Genomic DNA, 26588 nt, shown 5'->3' on the forward strand with positions numbered 1-26588 from the left:
GTCCCTTGTCTCGTTGCAGATGACTGGCGTGTCCGGCTTGGGTCAGCCCTGGGTGGTGCGGTTCGGCTCGTTGACGGGCCGGGAGCTGGTGACGTCACCGGGCGCCGCCTGGATGGTGCGCGGGGCGACGGGCTGCTGCGGGGCCTGGTCGGCGGCCGGGGCCGCGGCGGCCGCGTCCTCCGCCTCGCCGTCCTTCTTCATGGCCTTGGCCTCGCTCTTGAGGATACGGGCCGACTTGCCGAGGGAACGGGCCATCTCGGGGAGCTTCTTGGCGCCGAACAGCAGCACGATGACAGCGATGATCAGAAGGATCTCAAGGGGCTTCAGATTGCCGATCATGTGTGTCTTCCTTCTCACCGAAACGGCTGGTTGTGGTGGCTGTGGACGGCTCGGACACGGATCCGGTAACCGCTCAGGCAAGGATCGTAACCCCCGGGGGTTAACGCCCGGCAATCCCCCGGGGTATCCCCGCTTGCACGCGGGACCCGAGTTCACGCCCCGTTCACACCGGTTCGTCCCGCTTCACGGCCGCACTCCACGGCCCGCCCGGGCAAGATCGGCCGCGGCCCGCTCGAGGTCCTCCGTCGCGTCCGCGATCCGGCGGCTGGCCGCCGCGACCTGCCCGGAGAGTCTGCGGACCTCCACGAAGACCCGTACCGCGGGCACGGCGAGGACGGCGATCCCGAGGAAGCCCAGGGCAATTGCGAACATCGGCCACAGCATGGGACGAGCCTAGGCCACCGGGCGGCTCAGACGCTCCGCAGGGTGCTCACGCCTCCGCCGGTCAGCAGTTCCACGATGCGCTCGCCCGCGGGCTTGCGGACGGACGCACCGCACTGCGGGCAGGTGAAGGAGTAGAAGGTGGTCCGCCGGCTGCCGCCGATGACCAGCCGCAGGGCCGCCGCGTCCAGCTCGAAGCGGGCCCGGCAGTCGGGACACGCCGCCTTGAAGGCCACGCACCCCGTTGAAGCCGAAGAAACTGACGTACCCGACACAGGCGACATCGACCGCTGCTCCCCTCAGACCTGCTCGCCGTACCCCGCGAGTGCTTCCCGGGCCGCGCTGCGCGCGCTGTCCGCCAGCTCCACGGGGGCCACGATCCGCCCCTCGCGGCCCAGCCGCAGCGCGAGCCTGCGCAGCGAGGCCGGATCGGGGCTGCGCAGCGTGATCCGCAGGCCGCCCCCGGCCAGTTCCTCCGCGCTGTCGTGCGGGTAGTACTCCGCCACCCAGCGCCCGCCGGGCCCGACCTCGACGACCACCTCCGGGTCCTCGGCGGCCGGCTGCACCAGCCCCTCGGACAGGTCCCGCGGCTCGATGGCGGGCGGCTCGGCCCGCTCGTCCAGCAGCCGGATCTCGGCGACCCGGTCGAGGCGGAAGGTGCGCCGGGCCTCGGAGAGGTGGCACCAGCCCTCCATGTAGGTGTGCCCGACGGCGAAGAGCCGGATCGGGTCGACCTTGCGCTCGGTGAGCTCGTCGCGGGCCGGCGAGTAGTACCGCAGCCACAGCCGGCGCCGCTCGGCGATCGCCCGGTCGACGTCCGCGAAGACCCCGCCCTCCGATTCGAAGGTCACCGACAGCCGGGAGCTGGCCCCGGCGGCCTCGCCCGCCGCGGCCTCCAGCTTGGCGGTGGCCCGCAGCAGCGCGTCCCGGTCGCCCTCGCGCAGCCCGGGCAGGGTGGCCACCGCGCGGGCGGCGACCAGCAGCGCGGTCGCCTCGTCGGCGGCCAGCCGCAGCGGCTCGGCGGTGGACTCCCCCGAGGCGTCGGGATTGCGCCACCAGATGCGCTCCCCGTCGGTGTCGATGTCGAGCAGGTCCCCGCCGCGGAAGCTGGTCCCGCACATGGGCAGCACGTCGAGGTCCGAGATCAGCTCGTCCTCGGTGATCCCGAAGGCACGCGCGACGTCGGCGACGTGCGCGCCCGGGCGCTCGCGCAGGTACGTCACCAGGGACAGCATCCGGCGGGTCTGGTCGATGGCGTTGGCAGCCATGCTGGTACGTCTCCCCCTCAGGGCGTAGCTACAGGTGTTCGGGTCAGCCCTGGGCGACGGCGCGCAGCCGGTCCACCACGTCCGCCCGCAGGTCGGCGGGCTCCACGACCACCACGTCCGGGCCGAACTCCACGAGCCAGGCGTCCAGCCCGTGCCCGTAGGGGATCTCCAGCTCGTCCCAGCCGTCCCCGCCCTCGCGCACGGCGGTGGCCTTGGCGCGCAGCGGGTAGCCCGCCCCGGCGCGCAGCCGGATCAGCGCGGAGCGTTCCGCGCTCTCCCCGGCCCAGCTCGCCACGGTCTCCCGCACGGTCACCACGTCCGGCACCTCGGCGGTGTACCTGCCGGCGCGGGAGCGCACCTTGCCGGTGATCCGGGAGAGCCGGAACACCCGCTCCGCCCCTCGGTCGCGGTCGAATCCGGCCAGGTACCAGTGGCCGCGCCAGCACTCCAGCGCCCAGGGCTCCACCTGCCGGGTCCCGGGTGTGGCGGCGGTGGACTTGCGGTAGTCGAAGACGACCGGCCGGCGGTCGCGGCAGGCCAGCATCAGCGGCTCGAAGGCCGCCTCGTGGACCGGGATGCGCGGCTCGATGGCGCTGTGCTGCCCCTCGTACGGGTCGCCCGCCTCCGGCATCCCGCCGGCCCGCAGCTTCTGCAGGGCGCCGCTGGCGGCCCCGGCGAGGCGGGCCTGCTGCCAGACCTTCGCCGCGAGGCCCAGGGCCGCGGCCTCCTCGGCGTCCAGGGAGACGGGAGGCAGCCGGTTGCTGTCCCGGCGGGCGAGGTATCCGGTCTCGCCCTCCAGGTTCTCCACCGTCTCGATGACCAGGCCGAGTTCGCGCAGGTCGTCCTTGTCCCGCTCGAACATGCGGTTGAACGACTCGTCGTTGCCGGCCTCCATGTAGGCCTCGATGGAACCGCGCAACTCCCGCTTGCTCAGCGGCCGTCGGGTACCCAGCAGGCACAGCGCCAGGTTCATCAGCCGCTCGGCCTTGGCAATCGCCATCGACGCCGTTCCCCCGTTCTCGACACACACACTCGTGAGCGCTGACCGTACCGTCCCGGCGGTCCCGGACAAAAGCGAGGGCCCCCGCCTCACGGCGGGGGCCCTCGGCTTGCGCGTCCTCGCGGATCAGACGGCGACCAGGTCGCAGACGAAGATCAGCGTCTCGCCCGGGGCGATCGCGCCGCCCGCGCCGCGGTCGCCGTAGGCGAGGTGCGCGGGGATGACGAGCTGGCGGCGGCCGCCGACCTTCATGCCCTGGATGCCACGGTCCCAGCCCTCGATGACCTGGCCGGCGCCCAGCTTGAAGTCCAGCGGTGCACCGCGGTTCCAGGAGGCGTCGAACTCCTCGCCGGTGGAGAGGGCCACACCCACGTAGTGGACCTTGACGAAGTCACCGGCCTTGGCCTCGGCGCCGTCGCCCTCCCAGATCTCCTTGATCACCAGGTCGGCCGGAACGCCGCCCTCGTAGAAGTCGATCTCGGGCTTCTCGAGCTTGTCGCTCACGGAACTGCTCCTCATACGTACGAACGGGGGCCCAACCGGAACAGTCTTACATCACGGCGAGGATGTCGAGGCTGAACACCAGCGTCGACTTGGCCGGGATGGTGCCCTGCTCCTTGTCGCCGAAGGCCAGGTCCGGCGGGATGACCAGCAGGATGCGGCTGCCGACCTTCTTGCCGAGGAGGCCCTCCTTCAGGCCCTTGACCGACAGCTGCTCCATCGGCCAGGTGACCGTCGTGTCGCTGGTGTACGTGCTCTCGAAGGTCTTGTCGTCCTTCCACGTCTTCCCGTTGAACTTGACGACGACGTTGTCGGTGTCCTTCACCACGGCGCCGTCGCCCTCGAGGACGTAGTTCGAGACCAGCTTGCCGGGCTCGGCGGTGTCCTTCGGGACGGTCACGGCAACTTCCTTGCCGTCCGTGTTCGTGCCGACCTTGGGCAGGTCCTTGTTGTCCTGGGCGACCTCCTTGCCCGTGGCCGAGGCCGGGACGGAGGTGCCCTTGACGATGTCCACGACGAAGACCAGCGTGGCGTTCGGCTTGATCTTGTCGCCCGAGCCCTGCTCGCCGTAACCCAGCGCCGGCGGGATGACCAGCTCGACGCGGCTGCCGACCTTCTGGCCCTCGAGGCCCTGGTCCCAGCCCTTGATGACCATGCCCGCGCCGATGGTCACGTCGAACGGCTTGCCCTTGCCGAAGCTGGCGTCGAACGGCTCCTTGCCGTCCCACACCTGGCCGAGGTAGTTGACCTGGGCGATGTCGCCCTTCTTCAGCGCCGGGCCGTCGCCCTCGCTGACGGTCTCCACCTTCAGGTCCTTGGGCGGCTCGCCCTTGCCCTGCGACAGGGTGGGCGTCTCCCCGAACTTGGCGCCCTTGGTGATCGCGGGCACCCCGTTCTTCATCTGGGCGGAGTCGGAGCCGCTGTCGTCGCCACACGCCGCTGTCGACAGCAGCAGCAGGGGTACGACAAGCAGGCCGGCAAGTCGGCGCACGTGTTCCTCAGATCTCAGACGGCAAGGCGGTCGCCCGCCACTCTAAGCCGTGAGCAGGGCCCCGTACGAGACCGCACGGGGCCCTGCCCAAGATCGGTGCTATGTCACACCACGCACTTACATGCCGGCGATCAGCTTCTCCACCCGGTCGTCCACCGACCGGAACGGGTCCTTGCACAGCACCGTCCGCTGCGCCTGGTCGTTCAGCTTCAGATGGACCCAGTCCACCGTGAAGTCCCGCCGCTGCTCCTGCGCCCGGCGGATGAAGTCACCGCGCAGCCGCGCCCGCGTCGTCTGCGGGGGCACCGACTTGCCCTCGAAGATCTTCAGGTCGTTGCAGATCCGCGCCGCCTGCCCCTTGCGCTCCAGCAGGTAGTACAGCCCGCGCCGGCGGTGGATGTCGTGGTACGCGAGGTCTATCTGGGCCACCCGCGGATTCGACATGGTCATGTTGTGCTTGCCCCGGTACCGCTCGATCAGCTGGTACTTCATGACCCAGTCGATCTCGGTCCCGATCCGGTCCAGGTCCTCCGCCTCGATCGCGTCGAGCGTCCGGCCCCACAGCTCCAGCACCTGGTCCACCACGCCGGTACGGATGCCCCGCCGCTCGGCGAAGTCCACCGCCTTGTCGTAGTACTCCCGCTGGATCTCCAGCGCCGAGGCCTCCCGGCCGCTCGCCAGGCGCACCTTGCGCTGACCGGTGATGTCGTGGCTGACCTCGCGGATCGCCCGGATCGGGTTCTCCAGGGTCAGGTCCCGCATCACCGTGCCCGCCTCGATCATGCGCAGCACCAGGTCGGTGGCCCCGACCTTGAGCAGCATGGTCGTCTCGGACATGTTCGAGTCGCCCACGATCACGTGCAGCCTGCGGTAGCGCTCGGCATCCGCGTGCGGCTCGTCCCTGGTGTTGATGATCGGCCGCGAACGGGTCGTCGCGGAGCTGACGCCCTCCCAGATGTGCTCGGCCCGCTGGCTCACGCAGTAGACCGCGCCCCGAGGGGTCTGGAGCACCTTGCCCGCACCGCAGATCAGCTGCCGCGTGACGAGGAAGGGAATGAGAATGTCCGCCAGGCGGGAGAATTCCCCGTGCCGGGCCACCAGGTAGTTCTCGTGGCAGCCGTACGAGTTGCCCGCCGAGTCGGTGTTGTTCTTGAAGAGATAGACGTCGCCCGCGATTCCCTCCTCGTGCAGGCGGCGTTCGGCGTCGACGAGCAGTCCTTCGAGAATGCGCTCGCCCGCCTTGTCGTGCGTGACCAGTTCGGTCACGTTGTCGCATTCGGGAGTTGCATATTCCGGATGCGAACCCACGTCAAGGTACAGACGGGCGCCGTTCCGCAGGAAGACATTGCTGCTGCGGCCCCATGACACAACACGGCGGAAGAGGTAGCGCGCCACTTCGTCAGGAGACAGTCGGCGCTGTCCCCTGAACGTGCACGTGACGCCGTACTCGTTCTCCAGCCCGAAAATGCGGCGGTCCATGACTGAACATTACGCCTTCTGCCCTCTTCTGAAACCGGGTTCGAGAGCGCCATTTCGATCAGTTTCCGCCGACGGCCCCGCCACACCCGGCCGTCCGGCCCCCCGCCCGGCCCCCGATCAGCCCTGCGCGCGCACCCCGGACCCCGCCTCGACGGCCCCTTCCGACGCCCCCTCAGCCGACCCGGCCACCGCCCGGCCCGGGCCCGCAGTTGCCAGCACCCGCTGAGTGGCCATCAGCACCAGCAGCGCCGCGAAACCCGCCACGCCCGCCACACCGAACCCCGCCGCCGTACCGCCCAGCTCCACCGCCGGCCCCGCCGCCGCCGTGCCGATCGCCGCCCCCACGCCGAAGAACGTCACCAGCCACGAGAACGCCTCCGTCACCGTCCCCGCCGGCGCGTGCCGGTCCACCACGATGAACGCGCACGCCAGCGCCGGCGCCAGGAACACCCCCGCCAGCGCCGCCAGCAGCGTCATCGCCACCGGCCCCGGCGTCAGCACCAGCGGCAGGTAGCACACCGCCAGCAGCGCCACCAGCATCCGCAGCCGCCGCTCCGGCGCACCCGCCCACTCGCGGGACCCGTAGAACACACCGCCGATCAGCGCACCCAGCCCCAGTGCGGCCATCAGCCACCCGTACACCGCCTGGTCCCCGTGATCGTCCGCGTACGCCACACCCGCCACGGTGATCGACCCCAGAGCCGTCCCCACGAAGAAGAACGCACCCAGCAGGGCCAGCAGGCCCCGCGAGCGCAGCGCCCCCAGCCAGTGCGCCTCGCGCGGCGCCGAACGCCAGGTGCGCGAGGGCTCGCTCACCACCACCGACAGCGCGCCCAGCACCCCGATCGCGTTCAGCGCGAGCAGCGCCACCGCCGGCGACCACACCGACACGAAGAGCGTCACGAGCAGCGGTCCGACCGTGAACATGACCTCCTGGGCCACCGCGTCCATCGCGTACGCGGCGTGCACCCGCTCCTCCTTGCCGCCCAGCACCCCCGGCCACAGCGCCCGCAGCCCGCCCTCCAGCGGCGGCGTGAACAGCCCCGCGACGACCACCGCGGCGTACGCGGCCGCCACCGGCGCGGTACCCGCCGCGGCCAGCCACACCATGCCCAGCGCCGACAGCAGCGCGGCCGGCAGCTGGACGCGCGGCTGACCGTACAGGTCCACCGCCCGCCCGAGCAGCGGCTGGCCCACGGCGTTCGCCACCCCGTACGCGGCGGCCAGCGCCCCCGCCAGGCTGTAGCTGCCGCCCTCGGCCCGCGTGAACAGCACGATCGCGATCGGCGCCGTGGCATTCGGCAGCCGGCCTATGAGCGTGCCCACCAGCAGCCTCGCGGCATGCCGGGTCCTGAGCAGCTCCGCGTATCCCGCGGCCATGAGCGCCCCCTTCTGCCCGGATCGAGCCGGGGAATAACCAAGTAATACGTATAACCTAACTCGTCATACGTACCATGGCCACAGCTCGCGGGTCCACCCAGCCAAACCCGCGACCACCCCGCCGCCCCCGCCGACCCCGCACTCCAGGAGCCCGTGTGACGAGACCCACCAGCCGGGACGTCGCCAGCGCCGCAGGGGTCTCCCAAGCCACCGTCTCCCTCGTCCTCGGCGAGAAGTGGCGCGGCCGCGTCTCCCCGCGCACCGCCGACCACGTCCGCGAGACGGCCGCCCGCGTCGGCTACCGCCCCAACCTCGCCGCCCGCAACCTCCGCCTCGGCACCACCCGCACCGCACTCCTCGTCGTCCCCGCCCTCACCAACGAATTCTTCGCCCGCGTCTACACCGGCGCCGCCCGCATCGCCGCCGAACACGGCTTCGGCGTCGTCCTCTACCCCTCCCCCGACGGCACCGGCCCCGCCCGCGACCCCTTCGCCTCAGCCCGCGCCGCCCTCGACGGCGTCATCGCCTCCTCCATGGCCGCCCACGCCCTCGACGCCCTCGGCGGCAACGGCCTCCCCCTCGTCATGCTCGACAGCGACCCCACCGCCACAACCGCCGCCGCCCACGTCAACCTCGCCATGGCCGACGGCATGCGCCAGGTCACCGAACACCTCCTCGCCCACGGCCACCGCCGTTTCCTCCACCTCGCCTCCGCCGTCGACTCCTGGACCTTCGACATCCGCGCCGAAGCCCTCAGCGCCCGCCTGCGCCCCCACGCCGAGCTGCGCACCGTACGGGCCGAGCTCAGCGTGGACGGCGCCCGTAGGGCCATGGAGGCGGCCCTCACGGCCCCCGGGGGCCGGCCCACCGCCGTCGTCTGCGACGACGACATCCTCGCCGCCGGCGCCTGCAAGGCCGCCCGCCGCCTCGGCCTGCACGTCCCCACCGACCTCTCCGTCACCGGCTTCGACGACCTCGCCCTGGCCACCGCCGTCGACCCCGAACTCACCACCGTCCACCTCCCCGCCGAACGCGTCGGAGAACAGGGCATGAACGCCCTCCTCGCCGTCCTCGACGGCACCCCCTGGACCGCCCCCGACCTCCCCGTCGAACTGGTCGTCCGCGACTCCTCCGGCCCCGCCCCCACCGCCGCCCCCTGAACACGACGAAGCCCCGGCCCGCCCACACAGGGCGAACCGGGGCCTCACACGAACCGGCGGCTACTACTCCGCCTCGTCCTCCGGAGCCTCGTCGTTCGACACGGCATCGGCCTGCGCCGCCGCCGGGACGTCCGCCTCCAGCAGCCGCGCCAACTGCCGGCCCCGGATCCGCTTGAACTTCCGCTGCTGCGCACGCGTCCGGTCCAGCACCGCGACCTCCAGCCGCTCCGCCGGAATCGCCTTGTCGGCGCCGTTGGCCTGGCTGGACAGCGCCTGCACCGCCAGCTTCAGCGCCTCCGACAGCGTCATCCCGTCCTGGTGCCGCTGATCCAGGAAGGTGCTGATCTGCTCCGCGTTGCCGCCGACCGCGACCGAACCGTGCTCGTCCACGATCGAACCGTCGTGCGGAAGCCGGTAGATCTGGTCCCCGGCCGCGGTCGCACCGACCTCGGCCACCACCAGCTCCACCTCGTACGGCTTCTCCCCGGCACTGGAGAAGATCGTGCCGAGCGTCTGCGCGTACACGTTCGCCAGCCCACGGGCCGTCACATCGTCACGGTCGTAGGTGTAACCGCGCAGATCCGCGTAGCGCACACCGCCGATCCGCAGGTTCTCGTACTCGTTGTACTTGCCGGCGGCCGCGAAGCCGATCCGGTCGTAGATCTCGCTGAACTTGTGCAGCGCACGGGACGGGTTCTCGCCGACGAACACGATGCCGTCGGCATACTGCAGCACGACGAGGCTGCGGCCGCGGGCGATGCCCTTCCGGGCGTATTCCGCCCGGTCGGCCATGGCCTGCTGGGGTGACACATAGAACGGAGTCGACACCGGCTGTCCGTCCCTTTCTTCTGGGCTCCTACAGGGAGACGGATGGTCAGAGCAGGGCGGCGCGCGGGCCGTCGGGCTGCTCGAGACGGCGGTTGGTGACCGTACGGGCGAGTTCCTGCGACTCCTCGTCCGTCAGCCTGCGGAATCCCTCGTCCGTGATGACGGTGACGATCGGATAGATGTGGCGGTACAGGTCCGGCCCACCGGTCGCCGAGTCGTCGTCGGCGGCGTCGTACAGCGCCTGCACCACCAGCGTGGTGGCCTGCTCCTCCGTCAGGTCGGGGCGGAAGAGCTTCTTCATCGAACCGCGGGCGAAGATCGATCCCGATCCGGTGGCGGCGTAGCCGTGCTCCTCGGAGCGGCCGCCGGTCACGTCGTAGGAGAAGATCCGGCCCTTCTCCTTGGCCTCGTCGTACCCGGCGAAGAGCGGGACGACGGCCAGCCCCTGCATCGCCATGCCCAGATTGCTCCGGATCATGGTGGACAGGCGGTTCGCCTTGCCCTCCAGCGAGAGGGTCGTCCCCTCCACCTTCTCGAAGTGCTCCAGCTCCAGCTGGAACAGCTTCACCATCTCCACGGCCAGGCCGGCCGTACCGGCGATGCCGACGGCGGAGTACTCGTCGGCCGGGAACACCTTCTCGATGTCCCGCTGCGCGATCATGTTCCCCATGGTCGCGCGCCGGTCACCGGCGAGGACGACCCCGCCGGGGAAGGTGGCGGCCACGATGGTCGTCCCGTGCGGCGCCTCGACGACACCCTCCGGCAGCTTGCGGTTGCCGGGCAGCATCTCGGGCGAGTGCGCGCCCAGGAAGTCCATGAAGGACGACGACCCCGGCGTCAGGAAGGCTGCCGGTAGACGCCCTGTGCTACGAGTGTTGGGTTCCACAGGTTTCCTTCCACGTAAGCGGCTGCACGCCGTATGACGTCCGGCCGATCCTTGAACTGCCCCAAGGCTGCGTTACAGCTGAAGCACAGTCGCCTCGGACCCTACCCGTCTGATGATCGTGAACCACCTGCCCGGCGGAGCGGGCGATGCGGCGGACGACGCCCGGGAACGCGGGCCTCCGGCCTGCCCGCCGGGCGGATCGTGCCGACCCGGCGTCTACGCGACGACGCCGACCCGGCACGACTCCACCTCGGCGGTTGACCTTCGATTTCGAAGGTTGGAGAGCCTTACTGGCCACCCTTTTGAACGAAGGACCTCACGAAATCCTCGGCATTCTCCTCGAGGACATCGTCAATCTCGTCAAGTACGGAGTCGACGTCGTCGGAGAGCTTTTCCTGGCGCTCCTTGAGGTCGGTCGATTCCTCGACCGCCGCCTCCTCGACCTCCTCGGTCGAGCGCGTCGCCTTCTGCTGTCCGCCGCCGGTGTCCTTGGTCGCCATGTCTACCTCACCCCGCTCGGTTCGCACGCTCACGTCGAGGGACCCCGGGAATTCGGGATCCCTCAAGATCAGACCCTACGTCCGACCCTACAAGGAGGGTCCGACATTCGTCCTCGTACTTTCACAACGTCCGGCTGTCTTCATGATTCCCGGCCCGGAGGCCTTTCAGGCCCGCTCAGCGCCCCGAAAGCACCCGCACCAGATCCTCCGCCGTACGGCACCGGTCCAGGAGCTCCTTCACGTGCGCCCGGGTGCCCCGCAGGGGCTCCAGCGTCGGGACCCGCTGGAGCGAGTCGTGCCCCGGCAGGTCGAAGATCACCGAGTCCCAGGAGGCCGCGGCCACGTCGTCCGCGTACTGCTCCAGGCACCGGCCGCGGAAGTACGCCCGGGTGTCCTCCGGCGGCTTGCTCCGGGCCCGCTCCACGTCCTGCTCGGTCACCAGCCGCTGCATCTTGCCGCGGGCCACCAGGCGGTTGTACAGGCCCTTCTCCGGCCGTACGTCCGAGTACTGGAGGTCCACCAGGTGCAGCCTCGCCGCGTCCCAGCCCAGGCCGTCCCGGCGCCGGTAGCCCTCCAGGATCTCTCGTTTGGCGATCCAGTCGAGCTCCCCCGACAGGCTCATCGGGTCGGTCTCCAGCCGGCCCAGCACGTCCTCCCAGCGGGTCAGCACGTCCGCGGTCTGCTCGTCCACGTCCGAGCCGAACCGCTCCTCCACGTACTTCCTGGCCAGCTCGAAGTACTCCATCTGGAGCTGTACGGCGGTCAGCGTCCGGCCGCTGCGCAGGGTGATCAGGTGCTTGAGGTCGGGGTCGTGCGAGACCTGGTGCAGGGTGCGCACCGGCTGGTCGATCGCGAGGTCGACGTTGATGAACCCGTCCTCGATCATGGACAGGACCAGCGCCGTGGTGCCGAGCTTGAGGTACGTGGAGATCTCGGACAGGTTCGCGTCGCCGATGATCACGTGCAGGCGGCGGTACTTCTCGGCGTCCGAGTGCGGTTCGTCCCGGGTGTTGATGATGGGCCGCTTCAGGGTGGTCTCCAGGCCGACCTCGACCTCGAAGTAGTCGGCGCGCTGGCTGATCTGGAAGCCGTGTTCGCGGCCGTCCTGGCCGATGCCCACGCGTCCCGCGCCGGTCACGACCTGGCGGGAGACGAAGAACGGGGTCAGGTGGCGGACGATCTCCGAGAAGGGGGTCTCCCGCTTCATCAGGTAGTTCTCGTGGGTGCCGTAGGAGGCGCCCTTGTTGTCGGTGTTGTTCTTGTAGAGGTGGATCGGCTGCGCGCCGGGGAGCTGGGCGGCCCGGACGGCGGCCTCGGCCATGATCCGTTCGCCGGCCTTGTCCCAGAGCACGGCGTCGAGCGGGTTGGTGATCTCCGGCGAGCTGTACTCGGGGTGCGCGTGGTCGACGTAGAGGCGTGCGCCGTTCGTGAGGATCACGTTGGCGAGGCCGATGTCCTCGTCGGTGAGCTGGCTGGTGTCGGCGGCCTCGCGGGCGAGGTCGAAGCCGCGGGCGTCCCGCAGCGGATTCTCTTCCTCGAAGTCCCAGCGGGCGCGGCGCGCCCGGTGCATCGCCGCCGCGTAGGCGTTGACGATCTGGGACGAGGTGAGCATGGCATTGGCGTTCGGGTGCCCCGGGACGGAGATCCCGTACTCCGTCTCGATCCCCATTACTCGCCGTACGGTCATGCGGCCCTCCTTGCCCGGCGGCGTTCCCCTTCGGGAGCGGCGCTCAAGTACCGCTGGTGCTCCGTTGCGTGTGCTTGTGCGGTGCCCGTCCCCGCACTGCGCGTCCGGCGGTACGGATGAGCCTAGAACCAGTCCGCGCTCGTGGGGAGATCATTTCCGTCATTGGATGCGCCTCGTCACCGGCTGAAAATCGGCCGGTAAAGCAGTCGGCTGCGGATGCCCGGGGAGGGCATCCGCAGCCGCTCCGCTCGATCAGAGGTACTGACCGGTGTTTGCCACCGTGTCGATGGAGCGTCCGGTGTCGGCGCCCTGCTTTCCGGTGACGAGTGTGCGGATGAATACGATCCGCTCGCCCTTCTTTCCGGAGATGCGGGCCCAGTCGTCCGGGTTGGTGGTGTTGGGCAGGTCCTCGTTCTCCTTGAACTCGTCCACGCATGCCTGGAGGAGGTGGGAGACGCGCAGGCCCTTCTGGTTGTGCTCGAGGAAGGCCTTGATGGCCATCTTCTTCGCACGGTCCACGATGTTCTGGATCATCGCGCCCGAGTTGAAGTCCTTGAAGTAGAGGACTTCCTTGTCGCCGTTGGCGTACGTGACCTCGAGGAAGCGGTTCTCCTCGGTTTCGGCGTACATCTGCTCGACGACGGTCTGGATCATGCTGTGGACGGTGCCGGCCGTGGAGCCCTGGTGTTCGGACAGGTCGTCCGTGTGCAGGGGCAGCGAGGCCTTGAGGTACTTGGCGAAGATGTCCTTCGCGGCCTCGGCGTCCGGGCGCTCGATCTTGATCTTCACGTCGAGTCGTCCGGGGCGCAGGATGGCCGGGTCGATCATGTCCTCGCGGTTGGAGGCGCCGATGACGATGACGTTCTCCAGGCCTTCCACACCGTCGATCTCGGCGAGCAGCTGCGGGACGATGGTGTTCTCCACGTCCGAGCTGACGCCGGATCCGCGGGTGCGGAAGAGGGATTCCATCTCGTCGAAGAAGACGATGACGGGGGTGCCCTCGCTGGCCTTCTCGCGGGCACGCTGGAAGACGAGGCGGATGTGCCGCTCGGTCTCGCCGACGTACTTGTTGAGGAGCTCGGGTCCCTTGATGTTCAGGAAGTAGGACTTCCCGGCTGCCTGTCCGGTCACTTCGGCGACCTTCTTGGCAAGGGAGTTGGCGACGGCCTTGGCGATGAGCGTCTTGCCGCAGCCGGGCGGGCCGTAGAGCAGGATGCCCTTCGGGGGCCGCAGTTCGTGTTCCTTGAAGAGGTCCGGGTAGAGGTACGGGAGCTCGACCGCGTCGCGGATCAGCTCGATCTGGTCGCCCAGGCCGCCGATCTTCTCGTAGTCGATGTCGGGGACCTCTTCGAGGACGAGGTCTTCGACCTCGCTCTTGGGGACGACCTCGTAGACGTAGCCGGAGCGGGGTTCGAGCAGCAGGGCGTCGCCGGGGCGGATGGTGATGTCCAGGAGCGGCTCGGCGAGCCTCACCACCCTTTCCTCGTCGGTGTGCCCGACGACCAGGGCGCGCTCGCCGTCCTCGAGGATCTCCTTGAGGGTGACGATGTCCCCGGCCCGCTCGTACTCCATGGCCTCGACCACGTTGAGCGCTTCGTTGAGCATGACCTCCTGGCCGCGCCGGAGGTCTTCCGGCTCGACGCTGGGGCTGACGTTCACGCGGAGCTTTCGGCCTCCGGTGAAGATGTCGACGGTGCCGTCCTCGTTCGCCTGCAGGAAGACACCGAAGCCGGCCGGCGGCTGTGCGAGCCGGTCGACTTCCTCTTTGAGGGCCACGATCTGGTCGCGGGCCTCACGGAGGGTGTTTGCGAGTCGTTCGTTTTGTGCGGAGACGCCGGCCAGATTCGTCTGGAGCTCGATGATCCGCTCTTCGAGAATCCTCGTGTGACGCGGAGAGTCGGCGAGCTTGCGTCGCAGGACGGCGATTTCCTGCTCGAGATAGGCAACCTGGCCGGCGGGGTCCTCAGACCCTCGCCCGGGCCGGATGCCGCGGTTGATGTCGTCGTCGTGGGCTGCCACGGTCCTCACCTCCTCCAAGGGGAGCTGGACGCTTCCTGACCCTACCTGGGCTGGTGGTGATTGAAACCCCTAGATCACAAAGACGGTAGGGGTGTGTCCGATCTTCACCCTTGCGTACTCCCTCTCGCCAAGGAAATACCCACCCATGAACATCTGAAAGCGGCCGGTTGTAAGGTCGAAGTGTTCAACACCCGTCAGAGCTCGCGCGACTTGCTGCGAGGAGTGACCGGGATGGATCACTGAGCGCAGGGAACGGCAGGAGATATGACCGTGCAGCAGGAGGCTCCGACGGGCGGCACCGGCGAGGCCGGGGAGCCGCTGGAGGTCTGGATCGACCAGGACCTCTGCACCGGGGACGGGATCTGCGCGCAGTACGCGCCGGAGGTGTTCGAGCTGGACATCGATGGTCTGGCGTACGTGAAGAGCCCGGAGGACGAGCTGCTGCAGGAGGCCGGGGCGAGCACTCCGGTCCCGCTGACGCTGCTCCAGGACGTGGTGGACTCGGCGAAGGAATGCCCGGGGGACTGCATTCACGTAAGGCGTGTTTCGGACAGGGTGGAAGTGTTCGGCCCCGACGCCGAGTGACGCTCTAAACACTCCCGGCGGTCGAGTCCGTCAGCTCCTGGCGGAATTTTCCGCCGGTCCAGCGCCACTTGGCGAGCTTCTTGACGTCGGGGCTGTAGCGCGGGACCTCGGGCGAGGAGTAGCCGAGGAGGGTGGCGGTGACGATGCCGTCGCGGACGGTGAGGTCGGTGGCGCTCTGGCGCTGCGGGGTGTCGACGAGGGTGGCGACGACCCGGGCTCCGGCGCTCCCGGTGGCTTGTTCGCCGGGGGCCGCCTGGGTGAGCACGTAGATCGCGTGGGGCGGGGTGCCGGAGCCGGCCTGGCAGCGGACGGCCGCGACGGTCTCGGGACGGCCGTCGCCGTCGAGGTCGCCGTGGGCGGTGGCGGTGACGGCCTGGGGGGCGCCCTTGCAGTCGAGCGGGTAGGTGACCGCGGCGGCGTCGGGGGCGGTGGCCTGCGGGCCGTTCGGGGCGGGGTCCGCGGCGGCGGCCGGGCTGCCGGTGGCCGGCTGGACGAGTCCCGCGGTGGCTATGACGGCGGCCATGGCGGTGGCCGTGGCGAGCCAGTGGACGGGCCTGGCGTGGCTGTGCGCCAGGGATTCCGGGGTCGGCTCCAGCTCTGCGGGGCTGTGCAGCACGCGGGGTGTCTCCTGTGCGAAGGGTGACGGGGAGCCAGCATCGTGCCACACCTCACACTGGGGTGGAACGGGCGGGTCCGGTGACGGTACCCGGAACAACGAAAAGGCGCTGTGGCGCAGTTCCCGGACGGTCGGGGGAACTGCGCCACAGCGCCTTCGTGTTGGGCCGGCCGCGCCGGCGTCGACGGGTCCGCTAGGCGGAGCGGTCGCTGCCGGGGCCGTCGTAGTCCTCGCCGTAGGCGCCCTTGGCGGGGCGGCGGCGGCGCATGGGGGGCTCGACGCCGTCCGCGAGGCGGCGGGCGGTCACGAGGAAGCCGGTGTGGCCGATCATCCGGTGGTCGGGGCGGACGGCGAGGCCCTCGACGTGCCAGTTGCGGATCATCGATTCCCACGGCTGCGGCTCGGCGAAGCAGCCGATCTCGCGGATGGACTCGACGGTCTTGGACAGCTGGGTGGTGGTGGCCACGTAGCAGCAGAGGATGCCGCCGGGGACCAGTGCCTTGGAGACGGCCTCGAGGCACTCCCAGGGGGCGAGCATGTCGAGGATGACGCGGTCGACGTCGGTGTCGGACAGGTTGTCCTGGAGGTCGCCCACGGTCAGCTGCCACGCGGGGTGCGGGCCGCCGAAGTAGCGCTCGACGTTGGCGGTGGCGATCTCGGCGAAGTCCGCGCGGCGCTCGTAGCTGTGGAGCATGCCCTGGTCGCCGATGGCGCGCAGCAGGAAGCTGCTCAGGGAGCCGGAGCCCACACCTGCTTCCACGACGCGGGCGCCGGGGAAGATGTCGGCGAAGGCCAGGATCTGGCCCGCGTCCTTGGGGTAGACCACGGCGGCGCCGCGGGGCATGGACAGGACATAGTCGGGGAGCAGGGGGCGCAGCGCGAGGTACGCGACGTTCCCCGTGGTGCGGACAACACTGCCTTCGGGAGCACCGATCAGCTCGTCGTGCGGGAAGGAACCCTTGTGGGTGTGGAAATTCTTCCCTGCTTCGAGCGTGAACGTGTAGTGGCGGCCCTTGGGGTCGGTGAGCTGTACCTGGTCCCCGACCTCGAAGGGCCCGCGTCGGCGGGCGGCACCGGTCGGTTCGGACATGTGACCAGTGTATTGGCTTCAGGACTGGGGCCGCGCCATGGCCTTCACGAAGGCCCTTTCGACGTCGGTGGTGGAGAGGACGCCGTAGATGTGGCCGGTGGGTTCGACGACGAGGTACTCGGTGGCGGGGGTGGTGCGCAGGTGCTCGAGGAGTGCTTCGCCGGTGAGGTCCGCGGAAACCTTCATGCCGTCGGTGAGGTCTTGGGCGAGGCCGCTGACGGCGACCCAGGGGCGGCGGTGTTCGGGGACGGAGGCGATGGCGCTCTCGCGGACGATCGCGGTGGGGTCGCCGTGGCCGTCGACGACGACGAGGGCGCGGGCGCCCGCTTCGGTGGCGCGGCGCAGGGCCTCGGAGAGGGGGGTGGCGCTCTCGACGGGGATGGCCCGGCGGGTGAGGGTGCGGGCGCGCAGGCCCGGGAGGTGTTCGCGCAGGCGGGCCATGCGCAGGCTGTTGCCGGCGCCGGTCCAGATGATGGCGGCGAGGATGGCGGCGAGCAGGGCGTCCATGACGGTCTCGACGCCGCCGATGTCGGCGGTGCGGTTGCCGACGATCCCGGTGTGCGTGAGGAGCGGGAGGCCGAGGAGGACGGCGACGGCGAGGGCCCGGCCGACCCACGCGGCGGCGATGGTGCCGGCCATGGGTTTGCCGGTGATGCCCCAGATGACGGCGCGGAGCATGCGGCCGCCGTCGAGGGGGAGGCCGGGGAGCAGGTTGAAGGCGGCGACGAGCAGGTTGGAGATCATCAGGCCGGCGAGGAGCACGCCGGGGACGGTGGCGGGGTCGACGGCCTTCATGCCGAGGTAGAAGGCTCCGGCGAGGAGGAGGGAGAGCAGGGGGCCGACGAAGGCGAGGACGAATTCGCGGCCGGGGGTCTCGGATTCCTTCTCGATCTCGGAGACTCCACCGAAGAACTGGAGCTGGATGCGGCGCACGGGGAGTTTGAAGCGGAGCGCGGCGACGGTGTGGGCCAGTTCGTGGACGAGGACGGAGGCGTAGAAGGCGACCGCGAAGAAGAGGGAGACGAGGTAGCGGACGGGGCCGAGGTCGGGGAGGATGCGGTCGAGCTGGTCGCCGAAGACCCAGGTGATGAGGGCGGCGACGAGGAACCAGCTGGGCGAGACGTAGACGGGTACGCCGAAGGGGCGGCCCATGAGGAGTCCGCCGCCCGGGCCGGAGCGCCGTCCAGCGCGCTCGCCGGTTTCGTCGGTGTCTGCCACGTCTGTCCTTCGTTCTGGGGGCCTCGGAGCGGGTCCGGGGATGTGTTTGCGGGCGGCTCGCGTCGTGCTGTGGCGCGGTGTGATGCCTCGATCATGCAGTGCGAGGGGCCTTTGCGTCGATGGTATGCGCGTGCTGTCCGTGGTGGGTCGTAGGGTTTTGTGCATGACGACGAGCTCCGGTGACGGTCCGGTCGAGGTGGCGCCCGGCGCCGCTCGGCCCGCTTCGCTCTCCCCTTCGCGGGCGAGCGATTTCATGCAGTGCCCGCTGCTGTACCGGTTCCGGGTGATCGACAAGCTGCCGGAGAAGCCGAGTGCGGCGGCTACCCGCGGGACGCTGGTTCATGCGGTGCTGGAGCGGCTTTTCGACCATCCGGCGCAGGAGCGGACGGCGCCGCGGGCGAAGGCGCTGATCCCGGGGCAGTGGGATCGGCTGCTGGAGGCGAGGCCGGAGCTGGGGGAGCTGTTCCCGGAGGGCGACGAGGGGGCATCGCTCGCGCGGTGGCTGACGGAGGCCGAGGCGCTGGTGGACCGGTGGTTCACGCTGGAGGACCCGACGCGGCTGGAGCCGGTGGAGCGGGAGTTCTTCGTGGAGACGGAGCTGGATTCGGGGCTGCGGCTGCGCGGGATCATCGACCGGGTGGATGTCGCGCCGACGGGTGAGGTGCGGATCGTCGACTACAAGACGGGCAAGGCGCCGCGGCCCCAGTACGCGGAGGGCGCCCTGTTCCAGATGAAGTTCTACGCGCTGGTGGTGTGGCGGCTGAAGCAGGTGGTGCCGCGTCGGCTGCAGCTGGTGTACCTGGGCAGTGGGGACGTGCTGACGTACGACCCGGTGGTCGCGGATCTGGAGCGGGTGGAGCGCAAGCTGCTCGCGCTGTGGGACGCGATCCGGGAGGCGACGGAGACGGGCGAGTGGCGGCCGCGGCCGACGAAGCTGTGCGGCTGGTGTGATCATCGGGCGGTGTGTCCGGAGTTCGGGGGGACTCCCCCGGTCTATCCGTTGGCGGTCTCCCCCGGCTCCCGCCGGGAGGTGCCGGCGCAGCAGGCCGGGGCGGAGGTCCGCCCGGCGGATTCCTGATCGTTCCCTCAGGGCACAATGGGCGGGGTCCGCCGAAGCCGTCCGACGAATAGAGGTAGACCTCGTGGCGATCCGCGTCCTGCTGGTCGACGACCAGCCCCTGCTGCGTACCGGTTTCCGGATGATCCTGGAGGCCGAGGGGGACCTGGCGGTGGTCGGCGAGGCCGGGGACGGTCTGCAGGCGCTGGACCAGGTGCGCGCGCTGCAGCCGGACGTGGTGCTGATGGACATCCGGATGCCGCGGATGGACGGGGTGGAGGCGACCCGGCAGATCACCGGTCCGGGCCGGGACGGTCCGGCGAAGGTGCTGGTGCTGACCACGTTCGACCTGGACGAGTACGTGGTGGAGGCGCTGCGGGCGGGGGCCAGTGGTTTCCTGCTGAAGGACGCGCCCGCCAACGAGCTGGTGCAGGCGATCCGGGTGGTGGCGGCGGGCGAGGCGATGCTCGCGCCGAGCATCACGCGCCGGCTGCTGGACAAGTACGCGGGGCACCTGCCCTCCGGTGAGGAGAGCCTGCCGAACTCGCTGGGGACGCTGACCGAGCGCGAGGTGGAGGTCTTGAAGCTGGTGGCGCGGGGGCTGTCGAACGCGGAGATCGCGGCGGACCTGTTCGTGAGCGAGACGACGGTCAAGACGCACGTGGGGCACGTGCTGACGAAGCTGGGTCTGCGCGACCGGGTCCAGGCGGCGGTGTACGCGTACGAGAGCGGGCTGGTGCGCCCCGGCGCGCAGTAGGCGGAGGGCTTGCGCGAACGGGCCGGCGACCGCGTGTGCGGTGGCCGGCCCGTCGTGCGTGGCCCGGGGGCGCGTCAGCCCTTGCTGATCTCCCAGAAGCGGAAGACGGTCGAGGCGTCGAGGGACCACTGGAGGCCCGTCACGTTCTGGCGGGTGACGGCGTACTGCTTGCCCTGCCAGAGCGGGAGGATCGGGATCTCGTCGGCGACGATGTCCTGGAGCCGGTCGTAGTCCGTGTTGGCCGCGGTGCGGTCGGACTTCGCGGAGGTCGACGGGAGGATCGTCCCGCTGATCTCCTTGTTGTCGTAGTTGTTGCCGAGGACGTTGCCGGGGCCGAAGAACGGCTGGGTGAAGTTGTCGGCGTCCGGGTAGTCCGGCACCCAGCCCTTCACGTAGATGCCGTACTTGCCGTCGTGGATGTCCTTCTCGTACTGCTCGTACTCGACGGACTTCATCTCGGCCTCGAACAGGCCGCTGTCGTTGAGCTGCTTGGCGATGACCTCGAACTGCTGGTCGGTGGAGGGACCGTAGCGGGACGGGGTGGAGTAGAGGGTGACCTTCACCTTGCCGTTGATGCCGGCGGCCTTGAGGACGGCCTTGGCCTTCTCGGGCTGCGGGCTGCCGCCGTAGCGGTCGAAGAACGGCGTGGTGTGTCCGGCGATGCCGGCCGGGACGATGGAGTACAGCGGCGTGGCGGTGCCCGCGTACACGTCCCTGACGAGCGCCTCGCGGTCCACGAGGTAGGCGATGGCCTTGCGCACGGGCAGCTTGCCGACGACGGGGTCGTTGACGTTGAAGACCATGTGCTCGACCTCGGCGCCGGCGCCCTGGACGACGTCGATCTTGTTGTCGCCGGTCTTGACCGAGGCGAGGGCGGCGACGTCCTTGGCGGCCAGGCCGCGGAAGGCGAAGTCCACGTCGCCGCTCTCCAGGACCGACTTGAGGCCGGCCTGGTCGCCGTTGAAGAACTTCAGGGTGACGCCGGTGTTCTTGGCCTTGGCCTTGCCGGTGTACTTCTCGTTGACGGAGAAGCTCGCGCTCTTGTCGCTGTACGAGTCCAGCTTGTAGACGCCGGAGCCGACGGCCTTGTTGTCCGTGCGCAGCTTGTCGGCCGGGTACTCGCTGTGGTCGACGATGGAGCCGGCGCCGGAGGCGATCTTGCTGGGGAAGGTCGCGTCGGAGGTCTTGAGGCGGAAGACGACGGTGCGGTCGTCGGGCGCGTCGATGCCGGCGATCGAGGAGAGGAGCACGGCCGGGCCGTTCTCGTCGTTGATCTTCAGGGTGCGCTCGAAGGAGAACTTGACGTCCTTCGAGGTGAGGGCGTGGCCGTTGCTGAACTTCAGGCCGGGGCGCAGGACGCACTTGTAGAGCTTGCTGTCGCCGCCCTCGAAACCGCAGCTCTCGGCGGCGTCGGGCTCGGGGGTGGTGCCGCCCTTGGGGAAGCTCAGCAGCGACTGGAAGACGTTGTTGAAGAGCAGCCAGGAGCCCGGGTCGTAGCCCGAGGCGGGGTCGGTGGACTTCACCTTGTCGGATATGCCCATGACCACGCCCTTGCCGCTGCCGGCATTGGAGCCATCGGTCGAACCGCAACCGCTGAGCAGCGCGGCGGCGGTGGCTGCGCCGAGCGGGGCCGCCAGCCACTGGTTACGTCGATTCACGGTACGTCCTTCACAGTCGAACTGTCTCGTTGCTCCGGCCCGCGACACCCGCTGCCGGTCGTTGCCGTTGTCAGCCGCTTACGCCGCGGCCGAGCTCCCACAGCTGGAGGTCGGAGATGGCGTTGACCGACCACTCCACTCCGGTGATCCCGTCGCGTGCGGCGACGTACTGCTTGCCCTGCCACAGGGGCAGGACGGGTACGTCCTCGGCGACGATGTCCTGCATCTCCGTGATCGCGGGGACGGCGACGTTGCGGTCGACGGCGCGCCGGGATTCGGGGATGAGCCTGGTGCGCACCGCGCTGTTGGCGTACGGCGTGCCCAGGAAGTTGTCCTGCTCCAGGAACGGGGCGAGGAAGTTGTCGGCGTCCGGGTAGTCGGGGAACCAGCCGAGCCCGTAGGCGGCGTGGTCGCCGTTCTTCTGCGCGGGGCGGAAGTCGGCCCAGTCGCTGCCCTGGACGGTGATGTCGAACAGCTGGGTGGAGTTCAGCTGGGCCTTGAGGGCCTCGAACTCGGCGGCCGTCCCGTCGCCGTAGTGGTCCTTGGTGTAGTGCAGCGTCAGCTTGACCGGGGTCTTGATGCCGGCGTCCTTCAGCAGGGTGGCGGCCTTGGCGGTGTTGGCCTCGCCGTACTTGCTGAAGAAGGAGTTGACGTGGCCGGTCACGGTGGTGGGGACCAGCGAGTAGAGCGGCTGCGCGGACTTGCCGTAGACCTTGGAGATGACGGCGTTGCGGTCGACGGCGGCGGCGAGCGCCTGGCGCACGGCCTTGTCCTTGACGACCGGGGCCTCGGTGTTGAAGCCGAGGTAGCGGATCTCCAGGCCGGGCATGGGGACGAGCTTGACGCCCTTGGGGGGCTTGGCCGCGAACTCGGTGATCTGGGCCGGCGACAGGGTGCGGGATACCATGTGGATCTTGCCGTCGGTGAGGGCCTTGCCCATGGCGCCGGAGTCGTCAAAGGCCCGCAGCTCGACCTTGTCGTTCTGGAGCTTGAGGTCGCCCTTGTAGTGCGGGTTCTTGCTGAAGACGGCCCGGACGAGGTGGTGGTCCTTGACCTCGGCCTTCATCGTGTACGGGCCGGAGCCGTCGACCTCGAAGCCCTCGCGGAGCTTCTTGGCGTCGTAGTTCTTCTCGCTGACGATGCCGGTGGCCGGGGTGGAGAGCTTGTAGGGGAAGGTCGCGTCCGGGGTCTTCAGGTGGAAGACGACGGTGTCGGCGCTCTTGGCCTCGACGCTGTCGAGGGTGGAGAGCAGCGAGGACGGACCGTTCTCGTCCTTGATGGCGAGGACGCGGTCGATGGAGAACTTGACGTCCTTGGCGGTGAGCGGGTCGCCGCTCGCGAACTTCAGACCGGGGCGCAGGGTGCAGCGGTAGCTCTCGTTGCCGGCGTCGGTGAAGCGGCAGTCGGAGGCTGCTTCGGGGACGGGCTGGCCGCCGCCGCGCGGGGTGTGCATCAGGGTCTGCACGGTCTGGCGCAGGACGTTCCAGGCGCCGGCGTCGTACGCGTACGCGGGGTCGAACGGGGCGGGGGCGAGCTCGGCGGCCTCGAACCGGTCGGTGGTCCCGACGACGATCGCCCCGGATCCCGCTCCCGTCCCGCTGGCGCTGCCGCAAGCGGCGAGCGTGGGCGTGAGCAGTCCGGCCGCGGCCGTCAGCACCATGGTCTTGCGGTTCATGCTGGAAGAACTCCCTGTACCCGGCACTTGGTCAAAGCGGCGTAAAGGGGCAGTTCGCGGCGGTCGCCCGTTCAGGGCGGAACGATCGGGCCGGTGGTATGACGATCGGTCCACTGCGTCCCGGAACAGGGGTGTGTGTCCGGGAGGCCGAGGTGCGGCGCGATGCCCGGCTCGACACTAGTGGCCCGGGACGGGATGGCTGGAACTGGCCGGACTTGGGGCGTAATCGCACGGTGATGGGAGCGGACTGGCTGTCTATGTGGAGGTCCGCGCAGATTCGGTCAGGAGCTGATCAATCCGGACACAAGGGAACCCGCGGAAGCCCCCGGACAGGTGTCTCGGGGGCTAGACGGGTGACAAAGGTCACCCGGGACAACCGGCCCGGAGGGGATGGAATTTCAGCCTCCGGGTCGGTCCACGGAAGATCCTCTCGTGTGACCTTGGTCCCGCGGCGTTCTGTTCGGCACAGAGCGTGTGCGAGGGGTGCCGGTGCGTCAGCCCGGCGAAGTGCCGCGCTCAGTTCAGCGGGCTGATGAGGGACCGCAGGAACGGCAGGTCGACCTCCTCGAGCGAGCGCACGATCGTCCGGCCGGGGGCCGCGTCGATGTGGCCGACCGAGGGGATGGCCACGACCCGGCAGCCGGCCGCCTCGGCGGCGGCCACGCCGGTGGCGGTGTCCTCGATGACGGCGCACCGGGAGGGGTGCGCGCCCAGGGCGCCGGCGGCGAGCAGGTACGGGTCGGGGTGCGGCTTGGTACGGGCCACCTCGTCCCCGGCGACCGTCATCGTGAAGCGGTCCCGGCCGAGGGTGAGCAGGACCCGGTCGATGACGCGCCGGTGCGAGGCGGAGACGAGGGCGGTGGGCACGTTGTGCCGGGCCAGCTCGCTCAGGAGCCGCTCGGCGCCGGGCATCAGCGGGACCTGGTCGGCGATGCGGGCCTCGAAGCGCTCGTTCAGGAGCACGCTGAGCTCGGCCAGGCTGATGGCGGCACCGGTGGCCTCGATCAGGAAGGCGCCGCTGCGGCTCATGGGCCCGCCGACGACCACGTCCCTCCAGGACTCCTCGAGCCGGTGTCCGAGCTCCCTGAAGACCGCTTCCTCGATCTCCCACCAGAACCCCTCGGTGTCGACGAGGGTCCCGTCCATGTCCAGCAGTACCGCCTGAAGGGCGTGCCCGTCGGCCGTATGGACCACGGGGACGGGAACGGTGCTGGTCATGCGCACGCCTCTCTCAGGGGACGAGAAGGCCGGTCACCTCCGCCCGCGGGGACATGCCCTCGGGAACAGGTGACCGGCCTGTATGGGACCGACCAGTGTACGCCGGTCCGCCTCAGCGTGCGTTGAAATACTTCGCTTCGGGGTGGTGGATCACGATCGCGTCGGTGGACTGCTCCGGGTGGAGCTGGAACTCCTCGGACAGGTGCACCCCGATCCGCTCCGGCTGGAGGAGGTCGGCGATCTTCGCGCGGTCCTCGAGGTCGGGGCAGGCGCCGTAGCCGAGGGAGAAGCGGGCACCGCGGTACTTCAGGTCGAACATGTCCTCGACCTTGTCCGGGTCCTCTCCGCCGAATCCGAGCTCGGCGCGGACCCGGGCGTGCCAGTACTCGGCCATGGCCTCGGCCAGCTGGACGGAGAGCCCGTGCAGCTCCAGGTACTCGCGGTAGGAGTCGGACTCGAACAGCCTGGCCGTGGCCTCGCCGATCTTCGAGCCGACGGTGACCACCTGGAGGCCGACGACGTCGGTCTCGCCGGACTCCTCGGGGCGGAAGAAGTCGGCGAGGCACAGGCGCCGGCCCCGGCGCTGGCGCGGGAAGGTGAAGCGGGTCCGCTCGTTGCCCTGGTCATCGAGGATGATCAGGTCCTCGCCCTTGGACACGCACGGGAAGTAGCCGTAGACGACGGCCGCCTCGAGGAGGTTGTCCGTGTGCAGCTTCTCCAGCAGGCCGCGCAGCCGCGGGCGGCCCTCGCTCTCGACGAGCTCCTCGTACGTGGCGCCGCCGGCGCGGGCCTGCTTGAGGCCCCACTGGCCCTTGAACAGGGCGCCCTCGTCGAGCCAGGAGGCGTAGTCCTTGAGCGGGATGCCCTTGACCACGCGGGTGCCCCAGAACGGCGGGGTGGGGACCGGGTTGTCCACGGAGACGTCCGAGCGGCCGCCGGGCTCCTCCGGCTCCTCCACCTGGAGGGCGGGCGTGTCCCGCTTGGGGACGCGGCGCTGCTTGAGCTCGGGGAGGCTGGCGCCCGGCACCCCGCGCTTGACCGCGATGAGGGCGTCCATCAGGCGCAGGCCTTCGAAGGCGTCGCGGGCGTAGCGGACTTCGCCTTCGTAGATCTCGTGGAGGTCTTGTTCGACGTAGGCGCGGGTGAGGGCGGCGCCGCCGAGGATGACCGGGTAGTCGGCGGCCAGCTTGCGCTGGTTGAGCTCCTCCAGGTTCTCCTTCATGATCACCGTCGACTTCACCAGCAGCCCCGACATGCCGATCACATCGGCCTTGTGCTCCTGCGCGGCCTCCAAGATCGCGGAGACCGGCTGCTTGATGCCGATGTTGACCACGTTGTAGCCGTTGTTCGTCAGGATGATGTCGACCAGGTTCTTGCCGATGTCGTGCACGTCCCCGCGGACGGTGGCCAGCACGATGGTGCCCTTGCCCTCGTCGTCCGTCTTCTCCATGTGCGGTTCGAGATACGCCACCGCCGTCTTCATCACCTCGGCCGACTGGAGCACGAACGGCAGCTGCATCTGACCCGAGCCGAACAGCTCACCGACGACCTTCATGCCCTCCAGCAGCGTGTCGTTGACGATCTCCAGAGCGGGACGGGCCGCCAGCGCCTCGTCCAGGTCGGCCTCCAGGCCGTTCTTCTCACCGTCGATGATCCGCCGCTGCAACCGCTCGTCCAGCGGCAGGGCGAGGAGCTCCTCCGCCCGCCCCGCCTTCAAGGACTGGGTGTTGACCCCCTCGAAGAGGGCCATCAGCTTCTGCAGCGGGTCGTAGTCGCCCTCACGTCGGTCGTAGATCAGATCCAGCGCGGTGGTGACCTGCTCCTCGTCGAAACGGGCGATCGGCAGGATCTTCGACGCGTGCACGATCGCCGAATCCAGACCCGCCTTGACGCACTCGTCCAGGAAGACCGAGTTCAGCAGCACGCGGGCGGCCGGGTTCAGACCGAAGGAGATGTTCGACAGACCGAGCGTGGTCTGCACGTCCGGGTGGCGCCGCTTCAGCTCCCGGATCGCCTCGATCGTCGCGATGCCGTCGCCCCGGGATTCCTCCTGGCCGGTGCAGATCGTGAAGGTCAGGGTGTCGATGAGGATGTCCGACTCCCGGATCCCCCAGTTCCCCGTGAGGTCCCCGATCAGCCGCTCCGCGATCGCGACCTTGTGCTCGACGGTGCGGGCCTGGCCCTCCTCGTCGATGGTCAGCGCGATCAGCGCCGCACCGTGCTCCTGCGCCAGCCGCGTCACCAACGCGAACCGCGACTGCGGCCCGTCACCGTCCTCGTAGTTCACCGAGTTGA

The 26588-nt window shown here is 69.7% G+C and carries 25 protein-coding genes and 1 pseudogene; 4 read left to right on the plus strand and 22 right to left on the minus strand.

All coding sequences use genetic code 11. The features are described 5' to 3' along the window. Positions 1-42: 42 nt before the first annotated feature. From tatA to AB0D66_RS29590, 9 genes are all read right to left on the minus strand, one after another. Entirely contained in the window at positions 43-339 is a 297-nt protein-coding gene (gene tatA / locus AB0D66_RS29550; protein ID WP_362310012.1) for a Sec-independent protein translocase subunit TatA, read from the minus strand. A 183-nt stretch (positions 340-522) separates the two neighbouring features. Further along, positions 523-723, minus strand: coding sequence for a hypothetical protein (locus AB0D66_RS29555; protein WP_362310016.1), 201 nt, complete (start codon positions 721-723; stop codon positions 523-525). Positions 724-749: 26 nt separating this feature from the next. Beyond that, positions 750-1004, minus strand: coding sequence for a hypothetical protein (locus tag AB0D66_RS29560; RefSeq protein WP_362310019.1), 255 nt, complete (start codon positions 1002-1004; stop codon positions 750-752). Between the two features lie 15 nt (positions 1005-1019). After that, positions 1020-1988 carry a WYL domain-containing protein gene (locus AB0D66_RS29565; protein ID WP_215140786.1) on the minus strand — a complete coding sequence of 323 codons (969 nt, stop codon included), beginning with the start codon at positions 1986-1988 and terminating at the stop codon, positions 1020-1022. 43 nt (positions 1989-2031) lie between these two features. Continuing rightward, on the minus strand, positions 2032-2988 hold the full coding sequence (locus tag AB0D66_RS29570; RefSeq protein ID WP_069919563.1) for a WYL domain-containing protein: 957 nt from the start codon (positions 2986-2988) through the stop codon (positions 2032-2034). A gap of 126 nt (positions 2989-3114) precedes the next feature. Continuing rightward, complete coding sequence (locus AB0D66_RS29575) at positions 3115-3507, minus strand: FKBP-type peptidyl-prolyl cis-trans isomerase (protein ID WP_362310024.1); 393 nt, start codon at positions 3505-3507, stop codon at positions 3115-3117. Between the two features lie 31 nt (positions 3508-3538). After that, on the minus strand, positions 3539-4480 hold the full coding sequence (locus tag AB0D66_RS29580) for an FKBP-type peptidyl-prolyl cis-trans isomerase (RefSeq protein ID WP_362310027.1): 942 nt from the start codon (positions 4478-4480) through the stop codon (positions 3539-3541). 117 nt (positions 4481-4597) lie between these two features. Further along, complete coding sequence (gene pafA, locus AB0D66_RS29585) at positions 4598-5959, minus strand: Pup--protein ligase (RefSeq protein WP_030655944.1); 1362 nt, start codon at positions 5957-5959, stop codon at positions 4598-4600. Between the two features lie 117 nt (positions 5960-6076). Continuing rightward, positions 6077-7339, minus strand: coding sequence for an MFS transporter (locus AB0D66_RS29590; RefSeq protein WP_362310030.1), 1263 nt, complete (start codon positions 7337-7339; stop codon positions 6077-6079). Positions 7340-7494: 155 nt separating this feature from the next. On the opposite strand from AB0D66_RS29590, the gene AB0D66_RS29595 reads away from it, so the two are divergent. After that, positions 7495-8499, plus strand: coding sequence for a LacI family DNA-binding transcriptional regulator (locus tag AB0D66_RS29595; protein WP_362310033.1), 1005 nt, complete (start codon positions 7495-7497; stop codon positions 8497-8499). A 63-nt stretch (positions 8500-8562) separates the two neighbouring features. On the opposite strand, the gene prcA is transcribed toward AB0D66_RS29595, so the two are convergent. The 6 genes and pseudogenes from prcA to arc form a co-directional block, all read right to left on the minus strand. Beyond that, on the minus strand, positions 8563-9327 hold the full coding sequence (gene prcA / locus AB0D66_RS29600; protein ID WP_362310036.1) for a proteasome subunit alpha: 765 nt from the start codon (positions 9325-9327) through the stop codon (positions 8563-8565). A 46-nt stretch (positions 9328-9373) separates the two neighbouring features. Next, positions 9374-10213, minus strand: coding sequence for a proteasome subunit beta (gene prcB, locus AB0D66_RS29605; RefSeq protein ID WP_150256696.1), 840 nt, complete (start codon positions 10211-10213; stop codon positions 9374-9376). Then, positions 10165-10340, minus strand: a pseudogene (locus AB0D66_RS29610) (endonuclease domain-containing protein); the annotation flags it as partial. The pseudogene AB0D66_RS29610 and the gene prcB, both read right to left, overlap by 49 nt. A gap of 160 nt (positions 10341-10500) precedes the next feature. Next, positions 10501-10713, minus strand: a complete 213-nt coding sequence (locus AB0D66_RS29615) for a ubiquitin-like protein Pup (protein WP_030016348.1) — start codon at positions 10711-10713, stop codon at positions 10501-10503. A gap of 175 nt (positions 10714-10888) precedes the next feature. Next, a complete protein-coding gene (gene dop, locus AB0D66_RS29620; protein ID WP_362310039.1) occupies positions 10889-12400 on the minus strand; it encodes a depupylase/deamidase Dop in 1512 nt (503 codons plus the stop codon). A gap of 252 nt (positions 12401-12652) precedes the next feature. Next, positions 12653-14419, minus strand: a complete 1767-nt coding sequence (gene arc, locus AB0D66_RS29625) for a proteasome ATPase (protein ID WP_362310041.1) — start codon at positions 14417-14419, stop codon at positions 12653-12655. A gap of 264 nt (positions 14420-14683) precedes the next feature. On the opposite strand from arc, the gene AB0D66_RS29630 reads away from it, so the two are divergent. Beyond that, positions 14684-15004: a ferredoxin gene (locus AB0D66_RS29630; protein WP_362310044.1), complete on the plus strand. Its 321-nt coding sequence runs from the start codon at positions 14684-14686 to the stop codon at positions 15002-15004. A gap of 4 nt (positions 15005-15008) precedes the next feature. On the opposite strand, the gene AB0D66_RS29635 is transcribed toward AB0D66_RS29630, so the two are convergent. The 3 genes from AB0D66_RS29635 to AB0D66_RS29645 all read right to left on the minus strand — a co-directional run bounded on the left by AB0D66_RS29635 (position 15009) and on the right by AB0D66_RS29645 (position 18183). Continuing rightward, a complete protein-coding gene (locus AB0D66_RS29635) occupies positions 15009-15527 on the minus strand; it encodes a hypothetical protein (RefSeq protein ID WP_362310076.1) in 519 nt (172 codons plus the stop codon). Between the two features lie 286 nt (positions 15528-15813). Next, positions 15814-16710, minus strand: a complete 897-nt coding sequence (locus AB0D66_RS29640; RefSeq protein ID WP_030016358.1) for a tRNA (adenine-N1)-methyltransferase — start codon at positions 16708-16710, stop codon at positions 15814-15816. A gap of 18 nt (positions 16711-16728) precedes the next feature. Further along, entirely contained in the window at positions 16729-18183 is a 1455-nt protein-coding gene (locus AB0D66_RS29645; RefSeq protein ID WP_362310048.1) for a site-2 protease family protein, read from the minus strand. Between AB0D66_RS29645 and AB0D66_RS29650 the strand changes: the two genes are divergently transcribed. Together AB0D66_RS29650 and AB0D66_RS29655 are read left to right on the plus strand one after the other, a co-directional pair. Beyond that, a complete protein-coding gene (locus AB0D66_RS29650; protein WP_362310051.1) occupies positions 18092-19006 on the plus strand; it encodes a RecB family exonuclease in 915 nt (304 codons plus the stop codon). The two genes, AB0D66_RS29645 and AB0D66_RS29650, sit on opposite strands and share 92 nt — an antisense overlap. Before the next feature lie 64 nt (positions 19007-19070). Beyond that, positions 19071-19742, plus strand: a complete 672-nt coding sequence (locus AB0D66_RS29655; RefSeq protein ID WP_362310054.1) for a response regulator transcription factor — start codon at positions 19071-19073, stop codon at positions 19740-19742. A gap of 74 nt (positions 19743-19816) precedes the next feature. Here the strand turns inward: AB0D66_RS29655 and AB0D66_RS29660 are convergent, their stop codons facing one another. The 4 genes from AB0D66_RS29660 to AB0D66_RS29675 all read right to left on the minus strand — a co-directional run. Then, positions 19817-21400, minus strand: coding sequence for an ABC transporter substrate-binding protein (locus AB0D66_RS29660; RefSeq protein WP_362310057.1), 1584 nt, complete (start codon positions 21398-21400; stop codon positions 19817-19819). 70 nt (positions 21401-21470) lie between these two features. Beyond that, positions 21471-23075: an ABC transporter substrate-binding protein gene (locus AB0D66_RS29665; RefSeq protein WP_362310059.1), complete on the minus strand. Its 1605-nt coding sequence runs from the start codon at positions 23073-23075 to the stop codon at positions 21471-21473. Positions 23076-23591: 516 nt separating this feature from the next. After that, a complete protein-coding gene (locus AB0D66_RS29670; protein ID WP_362310062.1) occupies positions 23592-24293 on the minus strand; it encodes an HAD family phosphatase in 702 nt (233 codons plus the stop codon). A gap of 112 nt (positions 24294-24405) precedes the next feature. Beyond that, a partial coding sequence (locus AB0D66_RS29675) for a vitamin B12 dependent-methionine synthase activation domain-containing protein (protein WP_362310065.1) occupies positions 24406-26588 on the minus strand: 2183 nt, incomplete at its 5' end.

The sequence above is a fragment of the Streptomyces sp. NPDC048270 genome (genome assembly GCF_040652335.1).
In the GTDB taxonomy this organism is placed as follows: domain Bacteria; phylum Actinomycetota; class Actinomycetes; order Streptomycetales; family Streptomycetaceae; genus Streptomyces.